This window comes from Muriicola sp. SD30, assembly GCF_041205185.1.
GTDB lineage: Bacteria > Bacteroidota > Bacteroidia > Flavobacteriales > Flavobacteriaceae > Muriicola.
The window spans coordinates 91,292-117,104 of the sequence record NZ_JBGEWB010000001.1 but is presented as its reverse complement, the minus strand read 5'-3'; the positions used below and the strand labels follow the sequence as shown (position 1 = coordinate 117,104).

Sequence of the window (25,813 nt, the reverse complement as noted above, 5' to 3'; positions counted from 1 at the left end):
CTAGACAAATACTAGACATATGATCAACATGACCACTAACTATAGTATAAACAAGCAAAATATCACAAGAGATTTAAAAACCCATAGGGTCAACAAAAACAATACCTGACAAGTATTTCAGTAATACCGAAGTGTATTTTATCTCTAGACATTGTATTGACAGTCGCTTTTGAATAAATAGACAACATGTTTAGTTAGTTTACATAATGAGTATCTTACCAAAACAAACAACGAAAGATGAAAACAGTAGAAAACGCCCTAATACTATTTTTAATGTGCAGTTTTAGCTTAACAGCACAAAACAAAATGAGTATTGATAGTTTGCTATCTCATTTTAAGGAACAACCAATTGACACCCTTAAAGTCCATACCGCTCAAAACATAATTAATTATTATATGTATCGAAATCCGGAAGAGGCAAAACATTTTGCTTTAAAAGAACTAGAATTATCTAATAAGCTAGATTATGATTTGGGGCTTTCGATGGCAAATTATCAATTAGGAATTGTCTATAACAATCTTGATAAAATTGATTCCGCAAAATTCTATTATAACTCTAGTCTTAAAATTGCGAAGAAAATCAATGATGGAAAACAAATATCTAAAGCATATAGAGGCTTGGCCATATTAGAATTCGCACAAGGCAATTTAAAAAATGCAGATAGTATCAACAACAAAGATCTTGAACATGTTTTAAAACTAAAAGATTCAGTTGGAATTGCATTATCATATGATTTCAAGGGAAACATAAATCAAAATATGGGCTTTTACGAAATTGGACTAAAATATGTCCTTAAAAGTCTTGATCTTTTTGAAAAAATTGGAGATTCATTACGCATTGCTGATTGCTATAATCATTTGGCCACACTTGAACATAACTTAAAAAACTATGAAAAGGCTTTAGAATACAATATAAAATCTTTATCGATTTATGAAGATTATGAAGATACCTATTACCAAGCGCAAGCTCTTAATGATATTGGTATCATGTTAAAACTCCTTAAAAGGGAATCGGAGGCTCTGGAATATTTTAAAAAAAGCATTAAGAAATCTCAAGAGGCAAATGTAAAATCACTAGAAGTTGCTGCTTTAACAAATATTGGTTCTACCTATATTCAACTAAAGCAGCCTTTACAGGGTATTGAATTCTTGAATAATTCGATTAAAATAGGAGAAACTATTAATCACCTAAGAAGAGTAGCCACAGCAAAAAATAAACTTGCTGAGGCTTATATTTTGTTAAATAGGTCGCAAGAGGCAATTGCTATTTTGCATGAGGTCATCGATTATGCAAGGAAATCAGAAAACCTATCAATTTTAAAATTTGCACTCGAACTTAGTAGCAAGGCAAATGAGGAAATTGGAGAAACCAGTTTAGCACTTAATCAACATAAACAATTCAAAAGAATCAATGATTCACTAATAGATTCAGAAAAGTTTAAAAAAATTGAAGAACTGAGAATACTATTCGATACCGAAAAGAAAGAGGCGGAAATCGCTTTACAGCAAGAAGAGATAAAAACCTTAAATGAAAAAGCTAAGGTAAATAATTTAAGAAAAGGACTTTATGCTGGTGGCATGGCCTCTGCTCTAACCTTATCTGGGCTATTGGTCTTTGGGTTTCGACAGCGTATCAAAAAGAATCGCATTGAAAAAGAAAAAATTTCCAAGGAATTAGAACATAAACAAAAAGAATTGACGAGTCAGACCTTACACCTAGTTCAGAAAAGTCAGTTCATTGCGGAAATCAAAGAAAATCTTGAAAACCTAAAGAACTCTCCAGAAAAATTTAAAATAGAGTTTAAACGTATTGTATTGCTCTTAAAAAAACAAAATGCAGCAGATAAAGATTGGGAGGTCTTTAAATCGTATTTCTCAGAAGTACACCAAGATTTTGAAGAAAAATTAAAAGCTATTACAGTGAAAATTACAGATAAAGAATTGCGTTTAGCGTCTTATGTAAAAATGGGTCTCAATAATAATGAGATTGCGAATATTCTTAATGTCCTACCATCAAGTATACATACCTCAAAATACAGGTTAAAACAAAAATTGAATATTGATAAAGATCTTGACTTTGATGGCTTTATTAAAAGGCTATAAAAGTTCGTAGTAATAATGCTGTAGAAACAAAGACAACGATTAGATTAAAATAATCAATACAATTTTAATTCTGAAATTAATAATTATGTCCTTTGTCTTTTGTCTTTTGTCCTATTATAAGAACATTTTAAAAGACTTCATATATTTTTTGACCTATCCCAAGAAACGGCCGTTTTATTGAACTTTGGTTTTTTACATATCAATAATTTTAATTATTTACTTTTATTATGCATGTAATGCGAACATGATCAATAATCATATACGCTTGTTGTGCGTCACCCTAAAAACCCACCGCACATTTAGCACATTTGGTTTTTCCGACACTCAAAGCCAACGCTAAAAAACCAAAAGAGCTAAATCACCCACCGCTGACAAAGAAGAATTGTTAAAAACTATAATTAAGTATTTGCTTAAATAAGAAAACTATTTGTATTTTTGCTGCGTTATTAAATCCTAAACAAGGAAATTATGGAAAACAATCAATCGTGTATCCGTGTGTTTGCCGACAAGGTTCAAATAGACAATTGTAGAGAAATACTTCAAACCAACGACAAGGCATTCAGTCAACTGAGTGGACTTTTAGCATTGGCAGGAAACGAAGTAAGGTTAAAAATCTTATTTCTCTTAGAAGAAGAAAACGAACTTTGTCCTTGCGACCTTTCAGACATTCTCGGAATGAGCATCCCTGCCGTTTCGCAACACCTCAGAAAACTAAAAGACGGAAACGTCATTGAAGGTAGAAGAGAAGGACAAACCATTTTCTACTCTTTGAAACAGGAGCAACTTACTTTACTTCGTCCATTTTTTAAACACATCATAAACAATTCAAAAAAGGAAACAGTATGAACAAGAAAAACAACAGACTTGTCGGAGCGGGTGTGCTTTCGGCAGTAGCAGCATCACTTTGCTGCATTACACCTGTATTGGCTCTTATTTCAGGAGCTTCAGGAGTGGCATCTACCTTTTCATGGATGGAACCAGCAAGACCTTATCTAATCGGTATCACCGTTTTGGTATTGGGCTTTGCTTGGTATCAGAAACTCAAACCACGAACAGCCGAAGAAATCCAATGTGATTGCGAAGAAGACGAAAAAAAACCCTTTATGCAGACCAAAACATTCTTGGGAATTGTAACCGTGTTTGCAGCCTTGATGCTCGCTTTTCCAAACTATGCACACATTTTCTATCCTTCAAACGACAACAAGGAAGTTGTAATCGTCAATGCTTCTGACATCCAAACGGTAACTTTTGATGTAAAAGGAATGACTTGCAATGGTTGTGCTTCACACGTAGAAAATGATGTGAACAAATTGCCAGGCATTGTTAAGGTAGATGCGATTTATGAAGAAGCGATTGCCAAAGTAGAATTTGACCAAACCAAAGTGAGTATCGCTCAAATTGAAGAAGCCATCAACGGTACAGGTTACAAAGTGGTTGGCAAGAAATAGTATTTTTTTGCCTTTTGTATTTAAGAACTTAATTAAATAATTACACAATGAAAAAGAATTTAATTCTATTGAGTGCTTTGTTCCTAATTGGAATTGCTCAGCTCAATGCACAATGTTGCAAACCGACTGACAATAAAGCACAAACAGCAAATACAACACAGCAAGAAGGTAAGACCCTGCAACTGAAAATCACGGGAATGACTTGTGCAGGTTGTTCCAACCATATTTCAAATGCCCTCAAAGAAGTGGACGGCATTATTGAACACAAAGTGGAATATCCGGGCGATTTGGCAACCATCCAATACGACCCAAAGAAAACAAATCCTGACGCTATCATCAAGGTTATTGAGCAGACAGGCTATAAAGCCGAAATCATTAAGGAAAATCAAAAAGAGAAATCATTATGAACAAAGAAATAATAAAACTTGACATCATAGGAATGACCTGCGACCATTGTGCAACAGGCATTGAAAAATTACTTTCCAAAAATGAAGGTGTAAAAGAAGCTAATGTGAGCTATCCAAAAGCTACTTGCGAATGTTCTTTTGACCCTACCAAAACCAGCAAAGAAGAAATCATTAATACCATCAACGGCACAAAAAACTATCGTGTAAAAAGTGAAATCCCTGATAATGGAAACAGCGGAATTAATCAATTTGATTTAATCATTATCGGTGGCGGTTCGGCTGCATTTTCGGCAGCAATCAAAGCCGAAAGTTTAGGATTATCGACCTTAATGGTAAACGGTGGTTTGGACTTTGGCGGTACTTGTGTCAACGTGGGTTGTGTGCCTTCTAAAAATCTTATTCGTGCAGGCGAGTCGGCTTATCACGCTACACATTCCAACTTTGAAGGCATCAAGCCAAAAGGAGTTGATATTGATTTCGCTCAAATCATCAAAGACAAGAAAAAATTAGTAGCCACACTTCAAGAGAAAAAATATATGGATGTGGTAAGCGATTTTGAAAACCTGACTATGCTAAAAGGTTGGGCAAAATTCAAAGACAACAAAACCATTTTGGTTGATGGCAAGGAATACAAAGCCTTCAAATTTTTAATTGCTGCGGGAGCTACGACCAACATTCCGACTATTGAAGGATTGGACAAAATTGACTACTTGACCAACGTTTCCCTTTTCGACTTGGAAGAAAAACCCGAAAGCTTGACCATTATGGGAGCAGGTTACATAGGTTTGGAAATTGCAATGGCGTACAATCGTTTAGGCGTTAAAGTCCGAATCATTGAATTTACCGACCGTGTTCTACGGACACAAACCCCAGACATCAGTGAAGCATTGGAAACCCAAATGCGAAAAGAAGGCATTGAAATCTTACCTAATTTCAGAGCCGTGAAATTCGAGAAACAAGCGAATGAAACCATCATTCACTGTAAATGTCCTGACGGTTCATTTACGCAAATTATAGAAAAAGGTAAGGTAGTAATTGCCACAGGCACAAAAGCCAATACAAGCCAATTAGGGTTAGATAACATTGGTTTGGAACTCACCAAAAGCGGACATATCGCTGTGAATGAAAAAATGGAAACCAATCTACCTAACATTTACGCAGCAGGTGACGTAACCAACACCCCTGCATTTGTTTATACAGCCGCTTTTGAAGGTAAAATTGCCGTTGAAAATGCGTTCTCAGGAACAGATAATAAAGCCGATTATTCTTCTTTACCTTGGGTGGTGTTTACTGACCCACAAATTGCAGGGGCAGGTTTAGATGAAGCACAGGCAGAATCAAAAGGCATTCCGTTTGAAGTGTCAAAATTGGAATTGAAAGACGTACCGAGAGCCATAGCAGCCAACGACACAAGGGGTTTCATCAAACTCATTCGTAACTCGGAAACTGACAAACTTATAGGTGCAAGAGTAGTCGCACCCGAAGGTGGAGAACTCATACAACAATTAAGTATGGCAATCAAATACGGAATAATGGTGAAAGACTTAGCAGACAGTTTCTACCCTTATTTGACTTTGGGAGAAGGTATAAAATTAGCAGCAATAACTTTCGGAAAAGACGTATCAAAATTAAGTTGCTGTGCCAGTTAATCCGCCCCAAAGGCACACACTCTTGCAAGTCGCACCAGCCAACGCTTGACCAAAACTTGCAAGAGAGAGTGCCTTCCCTACCCCAAAAAATCCTACCTTTGAAAATTGAATAAACCGACTGAAAATAAAGGGCGAACGCACAACATTGTGTATAAGCAATAGCGGGTTTAGTGGTAAATCGAAGGTCTGTGCCTTTAATAAACTTTGTGCTAAACTGAAAGGTTTGTACCTTTAAGTCCGCTACTGCTCATACACTTGACCGTTATATGGCATTTTAAAAATGAAACAAGCAACAACCATTTTAGTAATATTGACCTTCATTTTTTCTTGTAAAAATCGGAATGGATATATGGAACAGAACTTAGCGGATTTCAAAATAATTGGGATTTCAATCGAATCGACTAACGAAGGTGGAAAATCCATTGAAGAAATGGGCCAACTTTGGGGGAAATTCTACTCGGACGGAATTTCGGAGAAAATACCGAATAAAGAATCGGACGACGTTTATTCGATTTTTACCGATTATGAAAGCGACTACACAGGAAAATACACCGCAATAATTGGACATAAAGTAAAATCGCTGGACGAAATCCCAGATGGACTTGTCGGACGGGAATTTAAGGGCGGAAAATACACCAAACTCGTTGCGAAAGGAGAAATGCCAAATGCAATCGTGGATTTGTGGAAAAAAGTCTGGAAAGAAGATAAGGAACTAAAACGCAGGTACACGGCGGACTTTGAAGTTTACGGAGCGAAATCACAAAACGGAGCGGAATCGGAAGTGGACGTGTTCATTGCGACGGAATAAAAACGCCATATAACAAGGGCTAAAATTAATGCTTGAGACAGTTCTAATTCGCAGCTCCGTGCGTACTTGGGACACTTGGATTTTCCAAATGGAAAATACGCGCGTCCCAAGCCGAACTAATCTTAGCCGCGACCGTTTCCTAAGTCCTATAAAGTGAACATTATAGGGCCATTAACTGTTTTCTTCATCTTTGCAACATTCCGGTTTTTAAATCGTCTCTTATCTTTGGAAAACAAAGCAATGAAACTAAAACTATCTACAGCAACACTAATAATTTTTATAATTCTTGGAAAAACAAGTTGTCAAAGCCAAAACAATCTTGGCGACTTTATTAGTCACAAATGCGACTCTCTATTAACCAATGGAGAAATAAAATCGCTTTCCATTGGAGTAATCAAGAATGGTAAAATTTACAAATTCCACAAAGGTAAATTGACCAATGGACAAAGTCCTAACAATCAAACTCTTTATGAAATAGCTTCATTAACCAAAACCTTTACAGGAACTTTATTGGCAAAAGCTATTTTGGACCAAAAAGTTGGACTTGATGATGACATAAGAAAATATCTGCCAGAGAATTATCCAAATTTAGAATTTAATGGGCAACCAATAACATTTAGGAATTTGGCAACACATACAAGTGGATTGCCAAATATGTTTCCAAACCGACCTGAAATATTTGAAAAGCCAAATTGGGACGAATTACCTTTCAAAATCAACGAATTACAGGCTGGATTTACAAAGGAGCAATTTTTGGCAGAGTTACATAAAGTAGAATTGGACACACTTGCTGGACATAAATTTAGCTACTCTAACGCTGGTGCAAATCTTTTAGGGTATTGCCTTGAAAGAATATATCAAAAACCATATGAGGACTTAATCAAAAATTATATCCTCCAACCGTTGAAAATGAACAATACTTACATTGGAATTTCAGAAGAAAACAAGCAATTTTTAGCTAAAGGGCTAAATACCAATGGAATCGAAATGCCACCTAGGGCTAAAAAAGAATTGCAAGCAGAGGGTGGAATAATTTCAAACCTTGATAATATGATAAAATATATGCAATTAGAATTGGAGACGGACAATCCACTAGTTAAAACCTCACATCAGGAATTATTGAATGGTAAATACGGGAATTTTGAAAATGGGCTGTTTTGGCAGATATTCAAAAATGGAGATAAGCCAACGAAAATTTTTCAGAATGGAGGTGCATTTGGTACATCAAGTTGGTTGACAATTATCCCCGAAAGGAAAATAGGGGTTTTTATCATAACCAATGTTTCTGGACCCGAAGTGCATCGAAAATTGAGTACGTTGGCGGACAATATAATTGAGTATACGGATTAAAATTGTCTAAAATAGCAATGTATAGTATTTAAAGCCTAAGTCCAGTCCATCAATTCACAATTTCCTTAATCTTTCAATTTAGTATCATAAAACCAACCAATTTTAGGACAGTGCTACATCCATTTATACATAAGTTTAAGCAGAATATCTCAATAATTCTGCCTAATGCTTTTATTTAAAAATGCTAAATTTTATAATCAAATATTGATTTCATACCGCCTACTCCTACCACCCCCAATAGGCTTAAAAATACATTTTTCGACTAAATCCTGTAAATCCCTTGTGGCTGTTGCTTTGGATGTTTTCGCAAGCGAAACATATTTTCGAGCGTTCATACCCCCTTTAAAACCTTGATGTCCTTCCTCCAACATTCTACGCACCACTTTTTGTTGACGGTCATTTAGTGAATCTTTATGTTGGTCAAAGAATTTGGTTTTCTTTAGGGTAAACTCGATTTCTTGCTCGGCATCCATTTGAGCATCCAAAACTGTTTGAACAAAGTAGGATATCCAATCGGTGATTTCATTGGAACGTTGAGCGGCTTTTAGAGCATCATAATAATTATTTTTATTGCTCTCTATAGATTTGGAAAGGCTGAATAGAACAGGGCGACCTATACTTTGCGAAAGTGCTTTTTCAGCAATTGCACGACCTATTCTGCCATTACCATCTTCAAACGGATGTAAGGTTTCAAAGTACAAGTGTGCTATTGCTGCCCTAACAATGGGTTTTTTAATTTCGATTTGGGAGTCATTAAACCACTGTATAAAGCCATCCATTTCGATTGGCACTTCCTTTGATGGCGGGGCTTCAAAATGAACCACTTCTCTACCCATTCCCCCGGATACGATTTGCATTGGCTCTTCATGGGTGCGCCATTGGCCTATTTGGATTTGCGTATTCCCCTTCATCAGCATGGTATGCCAATCGAATAACATTTGGCTCGTCAACGGTTTTGAAAAGTCATTACGAACAGCCAACATCAGTTCAGCCACCCCTTCAGCTCTCTTGTCTTTGGTCAATGGCAGTTCTAGATTAAGTCCTAAGTTTCTACGAATGGACGACATTACATCGTTACGACTTAAGTACTCCCCTTCAATTTCGGAGGTTTTGATAGCTTCTGAAACCATAAGATTAATCATGGCTTCTGTTTGCTCTAATTCTGAAAGCCCTTGCAATACCCCACTAATCTGCCCGGTACGTTGAGCAAAATCAAAGAGCATATCCTCAATATCTATGGTTTGATATTGAAAATTAGGCCAATCTTTTTGTTGCCAATTGTAGCGCATGAGCCGATTAAAAGTATTATTCGGCTCAAAAATAGTAAAAATATGAGTTGAATATTAAATTATTCGAATCAATTTAAATTAAAATTTACTATAGAAATCACTAAGCTAAAACTTTTTCTTGTCGTCTCTCACTTGGGGAAAGATCGGTATACTTGGACCTTCACTGGGCCTTTTATATTCTTCTAGATTGATTCCCAAGGATAAGTAAATCATTGCTGCTCTTACCGTTTGCAATAGAACCAGGGTTTTCTTTTCCAAATCCTCTCTTTTTATCCAGTAGCTCTCAATCCCTTCATCAACTGGTACCTCAACTGAATTGGAAATAACATTTATTGATTTATGTTCCATGTAATTTCGTATTTCTGCTAATTCCTTGGACTCAGGTGCGATCGAAGTTAAATAGGGAATACTTTTCTCATAGAAATCCTTATTTAGCCAAAATAATCCTCTAAAAGCCCAATTTTCTGTTTCGTTTATCTTCTCCAATACTCTAATGCCAGAGCCCTTAGTATTAGAATACCAAATTCGACGAAAAGAAACAGATTTTAGGTTCCAGCCCAATTCCAGGTAATCATTCAACAAATATGCAATCTTATCGAAAATGGAATAGGATGTCTTAAAAGCAATTTTTAATTTCTCTATAGCTAAACTGTAATTTACACCTTTTGAAAAATCCAATTGTAAATTTCCCTTATCTGAGAAATGGGGCATTGATGGATGAATTCCCTGGAAGTAGAAATATCGAGCTGTTGCAAATTCTTGTTTGATTTGATTGAAAAGAATCTGATAAAACTCAGGTCTGTCGTCCTTGGATGCCAATGAAGGAAGTAATAGACAATCATGGGCTGCTATGCTTTCCATCGTGACATCGTTCATTGGATTGAGGAACAATACATTTTTCAAAACCCAGTTCCTATAAGTAACTTCTTCCGTTGTTTCTCCTAAGCTGAAAGAGTTTTCCTTGTAATCGTACTCTAATTCATCATTATTAAAAATAGATGCAATGTGTTCTCTCATAATTTTGACATTGCTTCTGGTCTCATCATAGAGCTTTCCCTTAAGGGCATCACCAAGCCCTTCATACGCATTTTTCAAAAAGTAAGTCTGTTGACCGCCATCATATAAAATTCGAGCATACCCAAACACCGTATTGGAATAATTGGCTAAGGTTTGTCCAAATCCAGGCGTTATCTCCAATGCTTCTCTGTAGTATTTCAAAGATTCCGAAAACCTACCAATGGTGTTGAACAGATTACCAAGGTTCGTTAATACCTCACTCTTTCGAGTATCCGCTGGAAATTCATCAGAAATGGATAGGGCTAGTCGTAAATTTATAATCTGTTGTTCTAGTTCTTCAGTTTGAAATTCTTCAATCTCCAAATGATTTTTAGGGCCTGTAATTCCGTGAAGATAAGACCACCCATTAGCCATATTGAAATGAAACGCTTGAACTTGTTCAAGGAAAAAATCCTCAAAGTCCATGTCTGCTCCCATTTCTAATCCCTTTTTGATAAACTTGGATTCTCCTAGTGCCCGCCCATGCTCAAACAAAATACCCAGTCCTACCACAATATCTTCGGGATCCAATCCATCAAAGCTTTTTAAACTCATTAGGTGTTCTGGGTTCAGCCTATTCATTGTTTGCTTTTAATCATATTAATTTTTAACCTAAGAATTTTTACTCTTGTTCAATAACTTTAATATCAGCCAATCTTACTGACCCCTCCCTTGGTTCTGCATTATCACAATATACAACCCATCGTATATTTTCAGTAGATTCCAAAACTGTGTTATTGAGTCCAATTTTTTTGAGCAATAGATATCTGGTAGGCAAAATAGGGTCGTACCTTGAAGGACCAAACTTCTCCACGGCATCACTTCCAGTAAACGAGGGGACGAATTCAACATCCACAACGTCACGGATGGTATTGTCCATAAAGAACTTCGCTATTTCTATAGTTTTACCTTCATTTTTTTTGAGATATTTATAGGGTATCTCAACGTGAGCATTCAAATAGTGGCCAAGAACTTTTCCCTGATTTACAGCCCATACCTTTAAGGCAACAACTGTTTTATATCTCTTTTTATATGTTTTTTCTCCAGAATCACCCATTATTACCATTGGGTTAATTATGCTTGGCTTTGCGCGCATAACTTCTACCTTTTTAGTAATAATTTCAAATTCCAACTCTATTCTAGCATCCTTCGAGCGATTCATCACATCTCTGATTTCATAATCATACATAGCTTCAGAATTGAAATTGAACCTCTTGTAATATTTCCTATCCTTGGCTTGGTGTGCTGTATTGCTCCTAGGAATATCCACCACATAAATAACTTGATTCAAACCTTCATCTAGTGTTATGGGATGAATCAATATGTCATGAATTCTTGGTCGTATATTCCCTTGGATAATTTGTTCTAGCCACTCTTTGGATATTTCCATTCGGTCAATAGGATCAATGGCCTTAGGTAGGTGTCTCTTTTCAGGGTCTTCCATGACACCGTATATGATTGTTCCTCCATCCGAGTTGGCAAAAGCGGAAACATCCTTAGCGATTTCCTTTGTTTTTGTATCAGACCTATGCAAGGATGCAGCTGCCTTATAATCAAGATTTAGATTTTCCTCAATCTTATCTACAATCATTTTTCTTATTTTGTCCAAATCCCAATTCATAGTTATTCGGTTTTTTCTTTAAACTTATCCCACTCCATATCACTTACCAGTTTGCCTTTATTAGTCTTTGGGTCACGATGAATCAACATCAATCCCTTTTTGGATTCGTCCCAATTGTTTGGAAAATTGGACGCGACATTTATTTCATAAACCAAAGCATCCAACATAAGTTCAATGTTGGTCAAAGTATCTCTAATCAAGGTTGATGCTAAAAAAGAAAGAGAAATTCCCCTATCTGAATCAAACTTCGCCAAGCTTTTTTTAAAAAACTTTTTGGCTACATCGGATGCTGAAAGATATAATTGCGTTACCTCGGCACCATTGGATTTGTAAGCTATAATTGGGTGAACATCCCTCTTAGTGTGGATTAGTCTTGATCTGTAGTCATATAAACTGGCCACAAAATCATTGTTTACTTTGATAATCGTTTTTTTAATCCATAAAATCGACAGTTCGTTTCCCTTTGCGAAGGCAAATTTTTTCAACTTCATCCAGCTTACTGTATTCTTAATTTCCTTCATACAGATATAACTTGTAATATGGGCTAAGTAGTCAAAAGTGGAATTAAGATGATATATCAGGCTATCAAAGATTGCTGCCAGTTCTTCCTCAACTTTTTGTGTTACCTGATTTCTACCAACAAAGTTTACTTGAAACAATTTTGGGTCATTCTTTAACACTGCGGATATTTCATTCTCTTTGGCCAGATATTCATTAAGTAACAATAAATAGTGATGTTCGGCTGATTTTAGTCTATATCCCAAATTATCCTTGAGCTCATGAATTCTATCGAAGGAATCAATATCATCTGAATAATCATGGTAAATCATAGCCATGGCCTTTAAACCATTTAATATTCTTCTTATCGATGCACTGATTTCTTGGTAATCTCCATTTTTGTCATTTATGTCGTAAAATGAGCTTTTCATATCTTACTCCTAAATTCTTGATAGTGGTTAATCTTAGTACTATTGGCTATGTTGAAATAATTTTTAATAAGTTCAATAAATAAATTGAAAAATATGATAACAGTAGAAGAATTAATTTAAAGATTGAACAAATTACTAAAAGACCTGCCAAAAGCTTTGAATTCTGAATTTCAAAATTCAAGAACATTCAATATTAAGTTCTCAGAGGTTATGGTAGAGCAAGAAGAATTTGTAACACCAATGTGTGATCCTGGCGATAAACAGCGTTTTGTCGTTCTTAGTCATGTAAAATATTAAAAATTCAAATAAGCGATTGATTCCTTACCATATTCGTTCAAACAATTATTTAGAAATGTTAAAGTATGTTAAAAGGTGAGCCCCGCGGTGCGCCCAAAAAACCACCCCTCGGCAGGCCTTTGATACATGACATTTCAGTGAAAAGTTCGAGTCCCGTCCAGACCGCAGAGAAGTAAAGCCCTTCACACGAAAGTGTGGAGGGTTTTTTCATTTCGAAGCATTTGAGCTTGCTCAAAAGTGCGAAGAAATGGAAAAAGACTACTGCCTGCGACAGCAGGCAGAAGGGCTCGGGCACGCTTCTCTGCTGGGCCACCCCTTTGGGAGGATTCCCGAGCACAGTGAGGGAATCAATCCCGTTAAAAGGAAATTCCAAATGACAAATTCCAAATTCCAATCGTGGCCACAAAGCAAACCAGAAGGGCTCGGGCACGCTTCTCTGCAGGACCACCTTATTGGGCCGTTTTCCGAGTGTAACGAGGAAAACAATCCCGTAAAAGGAAATTCCAAATGACAAATTCTAAATTCCAATCGTGACCATAAAGAACATCAGAAGGGCTCGGGCACGCTTCTCTGCTGGGCCAACTCTTGGGCCCTTTTCACGGCAAGGCCGTGAAAAGAATCCCGTTATGCAATTAGTTAGAATCTAAAAAAATAATGCTCTACATCGAAGCAGGCAGAAGGGCTCGGGCACGCTTCTTTTCAAAACATTTAATTTAGATTCGATCTACATGCCTTATGGTCTAAAGATTTGTGAGTCTATGACCTCGTTCAACTTTAATCATTTAATTCCGTAAATTAGGTGACAAGACTACCAATCCAATCACTAGCTTAATTTGACCAGGCTTAAATAACTCGTTTTTAATGAAAAAAGTAGTAACCTTTGGCGAGATCATGTTACGACTTGCACCTCAGGGATTTCTTAGGTTTTCTCAGGCAAACTCTTTTGATATTATGTATGGAGGAGGAGAATCCAATGTAGCTGTGTCTTTGGCCAATTATGGAGTTCCAGTCGATTTTGTAACGAGACTCCCTGAAAACGATATCGGGCATTGTGCCTTGATGGAAATGCGCAAAAGAGGGGTGGGAACCGACAAGATTATTTTTGGAGGTGACCGTTTGGGTATATATTTTCTGGAAACAGGAGCTGTAAGCAGGGGAAGTAAAGTAATCTATGACCGCGCCCATTCCGCCATGGCGGAAATTGAGAAAGGGATGGTCGACTGGCAAGCTGTTTTCAAGGAAGTTGAATGGTTCCACTGGACAGGTATTACGCCAGCGATCTCGCAGGGTGCTGCAGATGCGTGTTTAGAGGCAGTGAAAGTCGCTAGCGATATGGGAGTAACTATTTCAACTGATTTAAACTACCGTGCTAAACTCTGGAAATATGGGGGAGACAGGGAGGCCATTATGTCTGAACTGACTTCCAATTGTGATATCATTCTCGGAAATGAGGAAGATGCAGAAAAGCATTTCGGAATAAAGCCCGAAGGATTGGATATTACCACTCATGGGGAGCATGTGAAAGCCGAAGCTTTTCTTTCGGTCTGCGAGCAGATGATGAAGCGGTTCCCAAAGGCCAAAAAAGTAATTACAACTCTAAGAGGATCTTTATCTGCATCTCACAATACCTGGGCGGGAGTACTCTACGACGGAAAGACGATGTACAAATCTCCGGAATACCAAATCACACACATTGTGGATCGTGTAGGAGGCGGAGACTCTTTTATGGGAGGCCTCATTTATGGTCTTCTTGCCTATCCCGGGGATAACCAGAATGCCCTGAATTTCGCTGTGGCAGCATCCTGTTTAAAACACACCATAAAGGGTGATGCCAATCTGGTTACAGTGGATGAGGTATATAAGTTAATGGGGGGTGATGCCTCCGGTAGAGTCGCGAGATAAAAGCTATGGCAAAATATTCCAGAATAGAAGTGGCAAATGCAATGAAGGAAACCGGAATGGTCCCTTTGTTCTATCATCCCGATGTTGAATTAGGGAAAAAAGTACTCAAAGCTTGCTATGATGGCGGTGCTCGATTGATGGAATTTACGGCCCGGGGGGATTTTGCCTTCGAAGTGTTTTCTGAATTGAACAAGTATGCCGTTAGTGAATTACCTGGAATGATCATGGGAGTGGGATCAATAACTGATGCCGGTGCTGCCTCCATGTTTATGCAAATGGGAGCTAATTTCATTGTCACCCCAACTTTGCGAGAAGATATCGCCCTGGTCTGTAACCGACGTAAAGTGCTTTGGTCTCCCGGCTGCAGTACGCTTACCGAGATCAACAGAGCTGAAGAAATGGGATGTGAGATCATCAAACTCTTTCCAGGTTCCACCTATGGTCCCGGATTTGTTAAAGCTATCAAAGGACCCCAACCCTGGACGAGTATTATGCCAACAGGGGGTGTGAGTACGGAAGAAGCCAATTTAAAAGGATGGTTCGATGCCGGTGTCACCTGTGTAGGAATAGGCTCAAAGCTTATCACGGCGGAGCATATTAGCTCAAAAAATTTTAATGCTCTAGAAAAATTAGTTCGTAAGACCTTGAGAGTCATTGCTGAAATTCGTTCTTGATGCTTTTTAATTTATGGGTAATAATCCCAAGGTAAATCTGCAGTAAATTTGCTTATTCCTTAATCAATCATCAGGTAAGCTTCAATAAATGCACTTATCTGTTGCTGAAGGTCCAAAATGTCTGCCTCACTCCAGTCGTCCCCATGTCCACCTTCGTAGATAGTAAAGGAATGCGGAATCCCGAAGTCAGTTAACGCCTCATCAAGGCCTTCTCCATTGCCCAGGGGTACGAGTGGATCCTGATTCCCATAGAACATGGCTACAGGGCTGCTCATTGTACTTACATTAAAAACCGGACTGGTCGCCTCGGCATAATTGGTGCCCTGTGGATACTGGCTCTCATCAACAAAGAGTGAGAGTGCCAGGCCAAAATTCGGGTCTTCGGAAAAGAAAGGATGTGTAAAGTCAGTTGGACCCACAATATCTACAACAAATTTTACCTGGTCTTCTGTATCATAGGCAAAATCGTACATCAGGGATAGGTGGGCGCCTGCACTGGTTCCGATTAAACCGAATTCTGGGAGGAGCTGTAATTTTTCTTTTTCAGAGGTGATTTTATCAATGACCTTCCCAATATCCAGGAACTGGTTGGGGAAGGCAGGGATTACCGGGGTTAACCCGGCCAGAACATAATTCATATTAACTATCGCATGTTTTGGATGTCGTTCCTTAATCAGTTCGATAAAAGGCGTCATACTCGCCTTATCCCCTTCAACCCATCCACCACCGTGAACCAGAAGGATCACCCTGGTTTTCTCAGATGAACGGGTGGCAGGCAGATAGATATCGTAAACCTGCTGTGGATTTTCCCCGTAAGACTCATCCAATAAGGACAATTCCTCCAACGGCAGTACTACCTCTTCCTCAGGAATAATAATATCATCTTCAAAGGAACCTACTTCCTCAAAGGTGGAAGAACAGGAAATGGCAAGCATTCCCAACAAAAGGATTACCCAGTTTTTAACTCCCTTTTTATGCAACATTTGATATTCGTTTTCAAACTAGGGGTGGCAGCCCACGAACTATTATCAAAGATATCTATTTGTCTGCTTTGATTCACAGCTTCTGGTTTAGTTTCCATTTTTGCCTGATGTATGGAGTTCTTCGTCTGTCATCTGTTTATTCGTCCTTGCCAACGGGCTCCTCTTATTAGCCGTCTTCATCTCCGCATAGCGGGGATCCTGAATATAATCCTGTTTTTGCATCTTTATCACCTCGATGCTCAGAAAACCAAATTCGCTCACCACCTTCCCGTAAAAACGGTAGATGCCCCTCCCCCTGAAATGGTATTTAGCCGCCACCGGGGGAAATAAGACCGTATCGAAAACCTCCCCGTGCTGGTCTACCAGGGTGGCAAAGTTCATGCGCTTACCGGTATGGGTCTTAGTGTTCTTTACCGTCACCAGATAACCGTAGATATCAATATATCCACCCTCATAAGCAGGGAGGTCTCTGCTTCCCTTGTCATTTTTGGGAGACTCTTTTAGTAAATGGAAGGGACTGCAGAGGCAGAACCCCAGCAACTCCAGTTGTGTAAAGGCCATTTCCAGGTCGGTAGTATGGAGCCTGGGGATCTCAAAATCCTGGTGGGTCGGGGGGAAGAGTTTGGGGTGGTCTATGGTATTCCCCTTAGAGAGGAAAAGGTGGGCCTGCCACAAAAGCTCATGCTTGTTGACCTCCGTAAAGCGGAAGGCATTTATACGGATTAGAATACTGATCTGTTCAATGGAAATTACCACCCGGTCTAAAAAGTCCTCCAGGGAAGTGAACTTCCCATCCTCCTGCCGTTCTTTCAGGATGCGGTCCATCACACGGGATTCCAATTCTTTCAGGTACATAAAACCCAGGTAGATCTCCCTGCCGTAGATACAGTTTACTGCCATACTTTTATTGACGCAGGGGGCGTGGATAACAGCCCCGAGCATACGCGCCTCGTGTACGTAGAATTCAGGGCGGTAGAACCCGCCACCGTTGTTGAGTACTGCCACCAGATATTCGAGGGGGTAGTAGGCCCTTAGAAACAGACTTTGATAGCTCTCCACTGCGTAGGAGGCAGAATGCCCTTTGGCAAAGGCATAGCCTGCAAAACTGGCCACCTGGTGCCAGATCTCATGGATCAGCGATTCCTCGTACCCCTTGTTGCGACAATTTTCAACAAATTTGTCTTTGATCTTCTGAAATTCCTCCCGCGAGCGGTACTTACCACTCATCCCCCTTCGGAGTACGTCGGCTTCCCCCAGGCTGAGGCCGGCAAAATAATGAGCCACCTTGATGACGTCTTCCTGGTACACCATCACCCCGTAGGTCTCGGGCATAATATCGAGCATTACAGGATGGCCCTTCTCCTCTGCCCTCCCGGGATTGCGATGCCTCAGTATGTATTCCCGCATCATGCCGCTCTGTGCTACCCCAGGCCTGATAATAGAACTGGCAGCCACCAATCCTAGGTAGGTGTCTACTTCCAGCTTTCTCAACAGCATCCGCATGGCGGGTGATTCTACGTAAAAGCACCCCATGCACTGGGCAGATTTAATCATGGTATTGATATGGGGATCTTCCTTGAATTTTTTGATATTATGAATGTCAATACCCCTGTATTCCTCCGGTTGGTTAAGGGCCAGGATCTGGATAGCTTCCTTGATCTTAGCCAGGCCCCTTTGCCCCAGGATATCGAACTTATACAAGCCTACGTCTTCAGCGATCACCATGTCGAATTGCACAGTTGGGAAGCCCTTGGGCGGCAGGTGGGTAGCGGAAAAACTATGCAGGGGTTTATCCCCGATCAGGATACCCCCGGCATGAATACTCAGGTAATTGGGCATGTCCTTGATGAGATTTCCGTACTTCAATACCAAAAGTGACACCTCATCTATATCTTCAGGCTTGTAATGCCCGTCGCATAAGATATCAATCTCCGCTTTGGGCAGGCCAAAGACCTTCCCCAACTCCCGGATCACCCCTCTCGATTTAAAGGTGACATAGGTGCCCAGCAGGGCTACATTTTCAAAACGGTCAAAGATGTACTGCGTAATTTCTTCGCGATCCTTCCAGGAGAAGTCGATATCGAAATCGGGCGGATTAGTACGGTAGAGGTTGATAAAACGCTCAAAGTAGAGGTCGAGCTCAATGGGGTCCACATCGGTGATCCGAAGCAGGTAAGCCACAATGCTGTTGGCCCCACTCCCCCTCCCCACATAGTAAAACCCACGTTTGCGGGCTTCGGTGACAATGTCCCAGTTGATCAGGAAGTAGGAAACAAACCCCTTCTCCTTGATGAGTTCCAATTCCTTGGCAAGTCGCTCCTGTATCTTGTCATCAACCACCGGATAGCGGTACGGCAGGCCCTTGTAACACAATTCTTCCAGGAGGTTTTCATCGGCCTCTCTGCTTTTGAGGTAGGTACTGAGGTTCTGGGATTTCCGATCCGCTGAAAAATCGAAACAGATACTACAATTGTGCATGAGTTGCTCCGTATTCTTCAGGATAAAGGAATATTCGGAAAAGACATCGGCCAGGTTGCGCACGGGGAACATTTTGTCTTCGGGGGAAGCCTCCTCTTCCTTGGGAAGTTTGCTCAGCAACACATTGTTGTCTATGGCCCGAAGCAGGCGATGCGCATTAAAATCGCGCTTATTGCGAAAGGTCACCGGTTGCAGTAGTACCAGTTTGTTCTTGTGTTCCATAAGTCGGGAAAAGGGCAGCCTCCTCAGGTCTGTTACTGAGATACCTATGTATTCGTGCTCATGGAAATGGTACTGGTCATTGAGCAACACTTTTTCAAAGGGATAAATGACAAATGCATCCCGGAAGATGGGGGCCCGTTTCGGGAATTCTTTTTCCTGGTGGAGGTGTTCCGAGAGGAAATCGTTGAGTTCCCGATATCCTTTGTTATTTTTTGCGATACCTACAAAGCAGGCTTCCACCCCGTTCCGGAAATCGATCCCCAGGATGGGTTGTATCCCAAAATCCGGAGCCCTTCTTACAAAGTTGAGGCAGGCCGAGGTGTTGTTGATATCGGTAAGGGCAAGGCGGGTGACCTCGTTCTCCCTGGCGAGTTCCAACAGGGCCACTTCGGAGAAGGTTCCGTAGCGTAGGCTGTAGTATGTATGACAGTTTAAATACACATTTATCTTTTTTATTTCTTTCTCTTTTCTTTGCTCGTCCAAAGAAAAGAGAGAAAAGAAAGGACGCCTTATCTGAGGAATTTTACCCGACAAGCGGGTAAACCGGTCTCGAAAGTCCGCCATCCCGCCAAGGCGGGACGAGTACCACCGGCCTTTCTCGCCCTATTCTGCAGATAAGCGTTTAATTCTTTATCGCCAGCGAAAGAGATAAGCTCCGTAAAAAATCGCTGAAGCCTTGGAAGCGATTTAGGAGCTTGGCTCTGGTTTTAATGCTTGCATTAAAATCGCCTACGATAAAGTGTCCTTTTCTTTGCTTCGTTTCTTTTGGACAAGCAAAAGAAATGAAGTATTACTGCTTGCGATGTGCAAGCACAATGGGAGGCTGCCCATTAAACGGGTTCACCATCCTCCCGATGGTCTTTGCTCCCATGCCCGAGGCACGTATGACGCTCTTGTCCCCAAAACGCTTCCGGAGGTGATCCATGGCTGCGTACAGATTAAGGGCTTCCTCGGTGTCTTCAAACAAATTGATCTGGTAATTCCCCGGTACCAGATGACTAAACCTGATTCCTATGAGTCTAACCAGCATCCGTTTGTTGTACAGGATATTGAACAGTTCCAGGATTCTGGGGATAAGGATATGGTCTGCGCTGGTATAGGGAATACGCATTTGTTTGGAATAGGTGTTAAAATCTGAGTAACGCACCTTTACGGCAATGCAGGCGGTTAATTTTTCTCCCCGCCTGAGCTGGTAGGCCAGGTTCTCCGTCATGGCAATCAGGATTCCCCTCAGCTTGGTTACATCAATGGTGTCCCTGTCAAAAGTACGTTCGGTGGATATCGATTTCCGGTCTGAAAAAGGGATGACGGGGGTATTGTCTACCCCATTGGCGCGTTTCCAGATCACCTTGCCGTTGGCACCCAGTACCCGTTGCATGATGTCTACGGGCATTTCCTGTATGGTTCTTACCTGTCGCAGACCCAGATTGCGAAGGGTCTGATAGGTCTTGTCTCCCACCATGGGGATCTTTTTGATGGAGAGGGGGGCCAGAAACCGTTTTTCATACCCAAAATCTATCTTTAGCTGGTTGTTGGGCTTGGCCTCGTTGGTAGCTACCTTGGAGACCACTTTGTTCACAGACAGCCCAAAGGAAATAGGAAGGCCTGTTTCTTTCATAATACTCCTCCGCAATTCAGAGGCGTACTGGTAGCAGCCAAAAAATCGGTCCATGCCCGAAAGGTCTGCATAGAACTCGTCAATACTCGATTTTTCAAATATGGGGACTTTCTCTTTGATGATATCGGTCACCAGGTCGGAATGTTTGCTGTAGGTACCTGCATTACCCCGGATTACTACAGCTTCGGGACAGAGTTCCCGGGCCATTTTCATAGGCATGCCCGAATGCACCCCAAAGCCACGGGTCTCATAGCTGCAGGCAGCCACTACGCCCCGGTCACTGGTACCTCCTACCAGCAGGGGTTTGTTCTTTAACTCACTGTTGATGAGTCGTTCTACCGACACAAAAAACGTGTCGAGGTCCAGGTGTAAAATGGTCTTTTGCATACTATCCAAAAAGGATAGCTAAGTTATGGAATATTTCCAAATACATGGAATATTTCCATGTTAAAAATATATATGCAAAAAAGGAAAGGCCGTACATAAAAGTACGGCCTGTATAAAACTAAAAAAGTTGGTTGATCTATGTCAGAGCGACTGGAAAGCGTTGATGATCAGAAATACCATAAAGGAGATGAACAAACATCCCACCAGGATAAACAAATCAATGATATCAAACTTTCTTCGCATTAGGAATATCCTCTGGACTTGCCTTAGTCGAATGGGAAACCGGTAAACAAGCGATACACAAAAGCGTACACTACTACCAGAAACATAATCAAACTAAACCATGCAAAAATTTTAAAAAATCTTCGAAGGAAGAAGTTCTCCAGAGCCTTGAAGGCTTCTACATAAATCTCCTTCATGAGTAAAATTGTTTTCATACCTGTCAATTTTTAAAGGTTAAATTCAAATCGTTACTCACAAAGCTATGGGGTACATATAAGGGAGGGGGGAATTTTGGTTCAGACAACAGAAAAAGAGGGTAAACGACCTGTTATAAACCGAATATCCATGAGAAACCGCGGTTTATCGAAGGCTACTTTTTCAGCCTCATCCGATATGATACGTGGGATGATCGATAAACTGCATAGAACATTACTCAGGGTCAACAGGAACACAGAAATCTGCCTCAGCTGACATATATCATAGGCATTTTGTGCCGGCAATCTTAGATTTTGATCAAAAAATAAAGGGCCTTCATTCAATTTCGTCCTACTATATTTTCAATATGAACCATGGGAAAAGGATATAAAATTCTGTTCTGCCTACCCAGGATCCTGGCTATTTTGGCCATACTGTTTATAAGTATGTTCGCCCTGGATGCCTTTCAGCATGGTTTAACGCTATGGCAACAAATCCTGGCCTTTCTCATGCACCTCGTCCCCTCCTTTATCCTGCTTGCTGTGCTGATCATCGCCTGGAAACGGGAACTGCTTGGGGGCATTATATTTTTGATCCTGGGACTTGGGTTAAGTCCGTTTGTCTTTCTCCACAATTACCAAATGAACCAATCAGTCTGGATGAGTCTTGGTATTATTACCATGATCACTATCCCCTTTGTCCTTGTGGGCGTTCTGTTTATTGCAGGTCACTGGCACAAAAAAAAGCGTGGCACACGTTAAAGTCACTGACAGATTGTACCTCCTGGTAACATAGCCTTCATAAAGCTACCTGAAAAGCAAGACCAAAATGGTCATTTCACATTAAAATTTGATTTCCATATATATTGAAATAAATATTAAAGTCTTTTATCGAATATTCATGAAAGATATCCGCCTAATGAGATTAATCCAAAAGGAATATCTTAGTATTATTATCCACGAATAATCTTAATCATCCAATGTAAATATGAATGCGTACTTATTCCCTGGTCAGGGCACTCAATTTCCAGGCATGGGAAAAGATTTATATGAAAAGTCTAAAATTGCCAAAGAATATTTTGAAAGAGGCAATGATATTTTAGGATATTCAATTACCGATGTAATGTTTGAAGGATCTGCTGAAGATCTGAAACAAACAAAGTTTGCCCAACCTGCAATCTTTTTACATTCTTTTATTCTTGCCAAAACTCTTGGTGAAAATTTTAATCCCGATATGGTTGCAGGACATTCCATGGGTGAAATAACAGCTCTGGCTGCTGCAGGTGTATTAGAATTTGAGTCGGCCCTAAAATTAATTTCCAGGCGTGCTTTATCTATGCAAAAAGTTTGTGAAGTTAAGAATACCGGTATGGCAGTTGTAGTTGGATTATACGACGTTATTGTTAAGAATGTATGTGATAAGATAGACGGAATAGTTGTACCTGCCAATTATAATGCGCCAAATCAGGTTGTTATTTCAGGTGAAAAATCAGCTCTTGAGGAAGCTTGTAAAAAATTGAGGCCTGGGGCTAGAAGAATTGTTTATCTGCCTGTTAGCGGCGCATTTCATTCTCCTTTTATGAACCCTATAGTTGAGGAATTCAGATTAGCAATAGAGGAAACCAAATTCAATAATCCGAAGTATCCTGTTTATCAGAATGTTACAGCACGTCCGAGTAACACTATAGAATTAATCAAGAAAAATTTAATAGATCAATTGACACATCCTGTAATGTGGAGACATACAATTCTTCACATGATAGAGGATGGAGCAACGGAATTTACAGAAATTGGCCCTGGTAATTTTTTAAAAGGACTCGCTCTTCAAATCAAGAAAAAATTCCAAAAGGAAACACTGCAAAAGTAAGGGCTAGATTGTATCCCTTGGTAACATCGCCTTTGTAGAGCTGCCAAAAAATACTAGATCTAAACTCCCAGGGATTGCTTTCTTTCAGAAAGCTTCCCTTCTGGCTCGTTTTGAAAACCACAAAAAGAAACCCTACTACAAATGGAAGAAGATCATACTACAAGAAGTAATCACCAAAACTCCCAGGGATTGCTTTCTTTCAGAAAGCTTCCCTTCTAGCTCGTTTTGAAAACCACAAAAAGAAACACCGCGCTTGTTCAGAAAAATGAAGCGAGCTCCATTTTCTATTTTCTGAAGCTCGCTTGTGTTTCCACATTTTTGTGGTTTATTCGTACCTCGGGTGGGAATCGAACCCACACGATATTGCTATCACTGGATTTTGAATCCAGCGCGTCTACCAATTCCGCCACCGAGGCTTCGCCATGTCGGTCCGCGTCTACCTCCCTCCCGATAACTATCGGGATATCGGGACCGCCACCGAGGCAAATGGGTCTGCAAAGCTAAAAAATAATTTTGTTTGCACCCTTAAAATTCTACCCATTTATCGGCCTTAAGACAAATAAATTTATAAATTTGCACCTCCTTTGGAAAAAGGCGCTGTAAAAAACTAGCGAACAAGCTGTTACCTATGCCGTATCAAGTACCAGAACCGAAAATTTTTGCCTGTAGCCAGAGTATGGAGCTAGGGAAGAAAATTGCCAAGTCGTATGGAACCGACTTAGGGAAGGTATTGTTTTCGCGCTACAGCGACGGGGAATTTCAACCTTCCTTCGAGGAGTCGATTCGGGGGACCCGTATCTTTATTATCGGATCTACAAATCCAGGGCCGGAAAACCTTATGGAAATGTTGCTGATGATCGATGCCGCAAAAAGAGCTTCAGCCAGACATATTACAGCTGTAATGCCCTACTATGGCTGGGCAAGACAAGATCGGAAAGACAAACCAAGAGTACCCATCGCCGCCAAACTAGTGGCAAAAATGCTGGAAACAGCAGGGGCAACCAGGATTATCACCATGGACCTGCACGCAGATCAGATCCAGGGCTTTTTTGAAAAACCGGTTGACCATCTGTTTGCCTCTACCCTATTTCTGCCCTACCTGGAAAAGCTCAAACTAAAAAACCTGACCATCGCTTCCCCGGATATGGGTGGATCGAAAAGAGCTTACGCCTATTCAAAAGCCCTGTCCAGTGACGTGGTCATCTGTTACAAACAAAGGGCTAAAGCCAATAAAATTTCCCATATGGAACTCATTGGGGAAGTAAAAGGAAAGAACGTCGTTTTGGTAGACGATATGGTGGATACGGCAGGAACCCTTACCAAAGCAGCCGATTTGATGATGGAAAGAGGTGCCCTGAGCGTAAGAGCAATCACGACTCATGGCCTGTTATCTGGAAATGCTTACGAAAAAATTAAAAACTCGAAACTCGAGGAACTGATCATCACCGATTCAATCCCGAGTAGACCAAAAAGCGATAAGATCAAAGTGTTGAGTTGTGCAGACCTGTTCGCCGATGTGATGCATCGCGTTCATCACAACACATCTATCGCTTCAAAATTTATCATGTAAATATCAATTTAAATCTATATAATGAAGTCAATTACAATCAAAGGATCAGAAAGAGAAAGCGTGGGCAAGAAGGCAACGAAGGCCCTACGTAATGCTGGAAAGGTCCCTTGCGTGGTATACGGAGGGGAGAAACCATTGCACTTTGCAGCAGATGAACTAGCATTCAGACACTTGGTGTACACCCCAAACGCCCACACTGTTGTGGTTGAGATGGAAGATGGCAAAAAGGTGAATGCCATCATGCAGGACATACAGTTTCACCCGGTTACTGATAATATCTTACACATCGATTTTTATCAGCTTTTCGAAGACAAAGAACTTACGATGAATATCCCGGTTCGACTGCACGGAAATTCCCCCGGGGTTAGAAATGGAGGTCGACTCTTATTCAGAAAGAGAAAGCTTGCCATCAAGGCATTGCCAGGTGACCTACCGGATTTCTTCGATATTGACATCTCCGCCCTGAAGATCGGAGATAATATCACTGTAGAATCTCTTTTGAATGATAAGTTTACCATCCTTCACCCCGAAACAACGGTGGTAGTACAAGTGAAAACGGCTCGTGCTGCAATTGTTGTTGAAGATGAAGAGGAAGGAGATGAGGAACTTGAAGGTGCAGAAGCAACTGCAGAAGGGGAAGCAGCTCCAGCTGAAGGAGAAGCAACTCCGGCAGAAGGTGCCGAATAATTCTTCACAGAATATTGAAAAGCATCCCTGGAAATTTTCTTGGGATGCTTTT

22 protein-coding genes and 1 tRNA gene are annotated in these 25,813 nt (G+C 40.4%); 14 read left to right on the top strand and 9 right to left on the bottom strand.

Annotated features, from left to right (window positions below; genetic code table 11):
- The first annotated feature begins 237 nt into the window (after positions 1 to 237).
- The 7 genes from AB8P51_RS00480 to AB8P51_RS00450 all read left to right on the top strand — a co-directional run bounded on the left by AB8P51_RS00480 (position 238) and on the right by AB8P51_RS00450 (position 7,765).
- Positions 238 to 2,103, top strand: coding sequence for a tetratricopeptide repeat protein (locus AB8P51_RS00480; RefSeq protein ID WP_369746807.1), 1,866 nt, complete (start codon positions 238 to 240; stop codon positions 2,101 to 2,103).
- Between the two features lie 468 nt (positions 2,104 to 2,571).
- Positions 2,572 to 2,949: a metalloregulator ArsR/SmtB family transcription factor gene (locus tag AB8P51_RS00475; RefSeq protein ID WP_027375684.1), complete on the top strand. Its 378-nt coding sequence runs from the start codon at positions 2,572 to 2,574 to the stop codon at positions 2,947 to 2,949.
- Positions 2,946 to 3,551: a mercuric transport protein MerTP gene (merTP, locus tag AB8P51_RS00470; RefSeq protein WP_027375685.1), complete on the top strand. Its 606-nt coding sequence runs from the start codon at positions 2,946 to 2,948 to the stop codon at positions 3,549 to 3,551. Before AB8P51_RS00475 ends, merTP begins: the two co-directional genes overlap by 4 nt.
- A 47-nt stretch (positions 3,552 to 3,598) precedes the next feature.
- Positions 3,599 to 3,958, top strand: coding sequence for a heavy-metal-associated domain-containing protein (locus tag AB8P51_RS00465; RefSeq protein ID WP_027375686.1), 360 nt, complete (start codon positions 3,599 to 3,601; stop codon positions 3,956 to 3,958).
- On the top strand, positions 3,955 to 5,607 hold the full coding sequence (gene merA / locus AB8P51_RS00460; protein ID WP_027375687.1) for a mercury(II) reductase: 1,653 nt from the start codon (positions 3,955 to 3,957) through the stop codon (positions 5,605 to 5,607). The genes AB8P51_RS00465 and merA overlap by 4 nt, the downstream gene beginning before the upstream one ends.
- Before the next feature lie 349 nt (positions 5,608 to 5,956).
- A complete protein-coding gene (locus AB8P51_RS00455; protein WP_369746806.1) occupies positions 5,957 to 6,415 on the top strand; it encodes a GyrI-like domain-containing protein in 459 nt (152 codons plus the stop codon).
- Positions 6,416 to 6,655: 240 nt separating this feature from the next.
- The gene (locus AB8P51_RS00450; RefSeq protein ID WP_369746805.1) at positions 6,656 to 7,765 is read left to right on the top strand and encodes a serine hydrolase domain-containing protein; all 1,110 of its coding nucleotides are present in this window, start codon (positions 6,656 to 6,658) and stop codon (positions 7,763 to 7,765) included.
- 197 nt (positions 7,766 to 7,962) lie between these two features.
- On the opposite strand, the gene AB8P51_RS00445 is transcribed toward AB8P51_RS00450, so the two are convergent.
- The 4 genes from AB8P51_RS00445 to AB8P51_RS00430 form a co-directional block, all read right to left on the bottom strand.
- Positions 7,963 to 9,054: a Fic family protein gene (locus AB8P51_RS00445; RefSeq protein WP_369746804.1), complete on the bottom strand. Its 1,092-nt coding sequence runs from the start codon at positions 9,052 to 9,054 to the stop codon at positions 7,963 to 7,965.
- A 105-nt stretch (positions 9,055 to 9,159) separates the two neighbouring features.
- On the bottom strand, positions 9,160 to 10,692 hold the full coding sequence (locus AB8P51_RS00440; RefSeq protein ID WP_369746803.1) for an LA2681 family HEPN domain-containing protein: 1,533 nt from the start codon (positions 10,690 to 10,692) through the stop codon (positions 9,160 to 9,162).
- 40 nt (positions 10,693 to 10,732) lie between these two features.
- Positions 10,733 to 11,731: a helix-turn-helix domain-containing protein gene (locus AB8P51_RS00435; protein WP_369746802.1), complete on the bottom strand. Its 999-nt coding sequence runs from the start codon at positions 11,729 to 11,731 to the stop codon at positions 10,733 to 10,735.
- 2 nt (positions 11,732 to 11,733) lie between these two features.
- The gene (locus tag AB8P51_RS00430; protein WP_369746801.1) at positions 11,734 to 12,660 is read right to left on the bottom strand and encodes a hypothetical protein; all 927 of its coding nucleotides are present in this window, start codon (positions 12,658 to 12,660) and stop codon (positions 11,734 to 11,736) included.
- 544 nt (positions 12,661 to 13,204) lie between these two features.
- Between AB8P51_RS00430 and AB8P51_RS00425 the strand changes: the two genes are divergently transcribed.
- The 3 genes from AB8P51_RS00425 (at position 13,205) to AB8P51_RS00415 (ending at position 15,533) form a co-directional block, all read left to right on the top strand.
- Positions 13,205 to 13,468, top strand: a complete 264-nt coding sequence (locus tag AB8P51_RS00425; protein WP_369746800.1) for a hypothetical protein — start codon at positions 13,205 to 13,207, stop codon at positions 13,466 to 13,468.
- Between the two features lie 350 nt (positions 13,469 to 13,818).
- A complete protein-coding gene (locus AB8P51_RS00420; RefSeq protein WP_369746799.1) occupies positions 13,819 to 14,859 on the top strand; it encodes a PfkB family carbohydrate kinase in 1,041 nt (346 codons plus the stop codon).
- A gap of 5 nt (positions 14,860 to 14,864) precedes the next feature.
- The gene (locus tag AB8P51_RS00415) at positions 14,865 to 15,533 is read left to right on the top strand and encodes a bifunctional 4-hydroxy-2-oxoglutarate aldolase/2-dehydro-3-deoxy-phosphogluconate aldolase (protein WP_369746798.1); all 669 of its coding nucleotides are present in this window, start codon (positions 14,865 to 14,867) and stop codon (positions 15,531 to 15,533) included.
- 59 nt (positions 15,534 to 15,592) lie between these two features.
- Here AB8P51_RS00415 and AB8P51_RS00410 read toward each other — a convergent pair whose 3' ends face one another.
- The 4 genes from AB8P51_RS00410 to AB8P51_RS00395 form a co-directional block, all read right to left on the bottom strand.
- Positions 15,593 to 16,516, bottom strand: a complete 924-nt coding sequence (locus AB8P51_RS00410; RefSeq protein ID WP_369746797.1) for an alpha/beta hydrolase fold domain-containing protein — start codon at positions 16,514 to 16,516, stop codon at positions 15,593 to 15,595.
- 87 nt (positions 16,517 to 16,603) lie between these two features.
- Positions 16,604 to 19,657 carry a DNA polymerase III subunit alpha gene (locus AB8P51_RS00405; RefSeq protein WP_369747676.1) on the bottom strand — a complete coding sequence of 1,018 codons (3,054 nt, stop codon included), beginning with the start codon at positions 19,655 to 19,657 and terminating at the stop codon, positions 16,604 to 16,606.
- A 349-nt stretch (positions 19,658 to 20,006) separates the two neighbouring features.
- The gene (locus AB8P51_RS00400) at positions 20,007 to 21,221 is read right to left on the bottom strand and encodes a DNA polymerase IV (RefSeq protein WP_369746796.1); all 1,215 of its coding nucleotides are present in this window, start codon (positions 21,219 to 21,221) and stop codon (positions 20,007 to 20,009) included.
- Between the two features lie 266 nt (positions 21,222 to 21,487).
- Positions 21,488 to 21,658, bottom strand: a complete 171-nt coding sequence (locus AB8P51_RS00395) for a DUF6747 family protein (RefSeq protein WP_369746795.1) — start codon at positions 21,656 to 21,658, stop codon at positions 21,488 to 21,490.
- Between the two features lie 354 nt (positions 21,659 to 22,012).
- Between AB8P51_RS00395 and AB8P51_RS00390 the strand changes: the two genes are divergently transcribed.
- Entirely contained in the window at positions 22,013 to 22,399 is a 387-nt protein-coding gene (locus AB8P51_RS00390; protein ID WP_369746794.1) for a hypothetical protein, read from the top strand.
- 226 nt (positions 22,400 to 22,625) lie between these two features.
- A complete protein-coding gene (gene fabD, locus AB8P51_RS00385) occupies positions 22,626 to 23,504 on the top strand; it encodes an ACP S-malonyltransferase (RefSeq protein WP_369746793.1) in 879 nt (292 codons plus the stop codon).
- Between the two features lie 332 nt (positions 23,505 to 23,836).
- On the opposite strand, the gene AB8P51_RS00380 is transcribed toward fabD, so the two are convergent.
- Positions 23,837 to 23,920: transfer RNA gene (locus AB8P51_RS00380), tRNA-Leu, on the bottom strand.
- Between the two features lie 212 nt (positions 23,921 to 24,132).
- Between AB8P51_RS00380 and AB8P51_RS00375 the strand changes: the two genes are divergently transcribed.
- Both AB8P51_RS00375 and AB8P51_RS00370 read left to right on the top strand, forming a co-directional pair.
- Positions 24,133 to 25,074, top strand: a complete 942-nt coding sequence (locus AB8P51_RS00375; RefSeq protein WP_369746791.1) for a ribose-phosphate pyrophosphokinase — start codon at positions 24,133 to 24,135, stop codon at positions 25,072 to 25,074.
- A gap of 21 nt (positions 25,075 to 25,095) precedes the next feature.
- On the top strand, positions 25,096 to 25,761 hold the full coding sequence (locus AB8P51_RS00370) for a 50S ribosomal protein L25/general stress protein Ctc (protein WP_369746790.1): 666 nt from the start codon (positions 25,096 to 25,098) through the stop codon (positions 25,759 to 25,761).
- Positions 25,762 to 25,813 lie beyond the last annotated feature (52 nt).

Bases quoted from the DNA above. Each gene is read 5' to 3' on its own strand.
- AB8P51_RS00480 (WP_369746807.1), top strand. From the start codon at position 238: ATGAAAACAGTAGAAAACGCCCTAATACTATTTTTAATGTGCAGTTTT.
- AB8P51_RS00475 (WP_027375684.1), top strand. From the start codon at position 2,572: ATGGAAAACAATCAATCGTGTATCCGTGTGTTTGCCGACAAGGTTCAA.
- merTP (WP_027375685.1), top strand. From the start codon at position 2,946: ATGAACAAGAAAAACAACAGACTTGTCGGAGCGGGTGTGCTTTCGGCA.
- AB8P51_RS00465 (WP_027375686.1), top strand. From the start codon at position 3,599: ATGAAAAAGAATTTAATTCTATTGAGTGCTTTGTTCCTAATTGGAATT.
- merA (WP_027375687.1), top strand. From the start codon at position 3,955: ATGAACAAAGAAATAATAAAACTTGACATCATAGGAATGACCTGCGAC.
- AB8P51_RS00455 (WP_369746806.1), top strand. From the start codon at position 5,957: ATGGAACAGAACTTAGCGGATTTCAAAATAATTGGGATTTCAATCGAA.
- AB8P51_RS00450 (WP_369746805.1), top strand. From the start codon at position 6,656: ATGAAACTAAAACTATCTACAGCAACACTAATAATTTTTATAATTCTT.
- AB8P51_RS00445 (WP_369746804.1), bottom strand. From the start codon at position 9,054: ATGCGCTACAATTGGCAACAAAAAGATTGGCCTAATTTTCAATATCAA.
- AB8P51_RS00440 (WP_369746803.1), bottom strand. From the start codon at position 10,692: ATGAATAGGCTGAACCCAGAACACCTAATGAGTTTAAAAAGCTTTGAT.
- AB8P51_RS00435 (WP_369746802.1), bottom strand. From the start codon at position 11,731: ATGAATTGGGATTTGGACAAAATAAGAAAAATGATTGTAGATAAGATT.
- AB8P51_RS00430 (WP_369746801.1), bottom strand. From the start codon at position 12,660: ATGAAAAGCTCATTTTACGACATAAATGACAAAAATGGAGATTACCAA.
- AB8P51_RS00425 (WP_369746800.1), top strand. From the start codon at position 13,205: ATGGAAAAAGACTACTGCCTGCGACAGCAGGCAGAAGGGCTCGGGCAC.
- AB8P51_RS00420 (WP_369746799.1), top strand. From the start codon at position 13,819: ATGAAAAAAGTAGTAACCTTTGGCGAGATCATGTTACGACTTGCACCT.
- AB8P51_RS00415 (WP_369746798.1), top strand. From the start codon at position 14,865: ATGGCAAAATATTCCAGAATAGAAGTGGCAAATGCAATGAAGGAAACC.
- AB8P51_RS00410 (WP_369746797.1), bottom strand. From the start codon at position 16,516: ATGTTGCATAAAAAGGGAGTTAAAAACTGGGTAATCCTTTTGTTGGGA.
- AB8P51_RS00400 (WP_369746796.1), bottom strand. From the start codon at position 21,221: ATGCAAAAGACCATTTTACACCTGGACCTCGACACGTTTTTTGTGTCG.
- AB8P51_RS00395 (WP_369746795.1), bottom strand. From the start codon at position 21,658: ATGAAAACAATTTTACTCATGAAGGAGATTTATGTAGAAGCCTTCAAG.
- AB8P51_RS00390 (WP_369746794.1), top strand. From the start codon at position 22,013: ATGGGAAAAGGATATAAAATTCTGTTCTGCCTACCCAGGATCCTGGCT.
- fabD (WP_369746793.1), top strand. From the start codon at position 22,626: ATGAATGCGTACTTATTCCCTGGTCAGGGCACTCAATTTCCAGGCATG.
- AB8P51_RS00375 (WP_369746791.1), top strand. From the start codon at position 24,133: ATGCCGTATCAAGTACCAGAACCGAAAATTTTTGCCTGTAGCCAGAGT.
- AB8P51_RS00370 (WP_369746790.1), top strand. From the start codon at position 25,096: ATGAAGTCAATTACAATCAAAGGATCAGAAAGAGAAAGCGTGGGCAAG.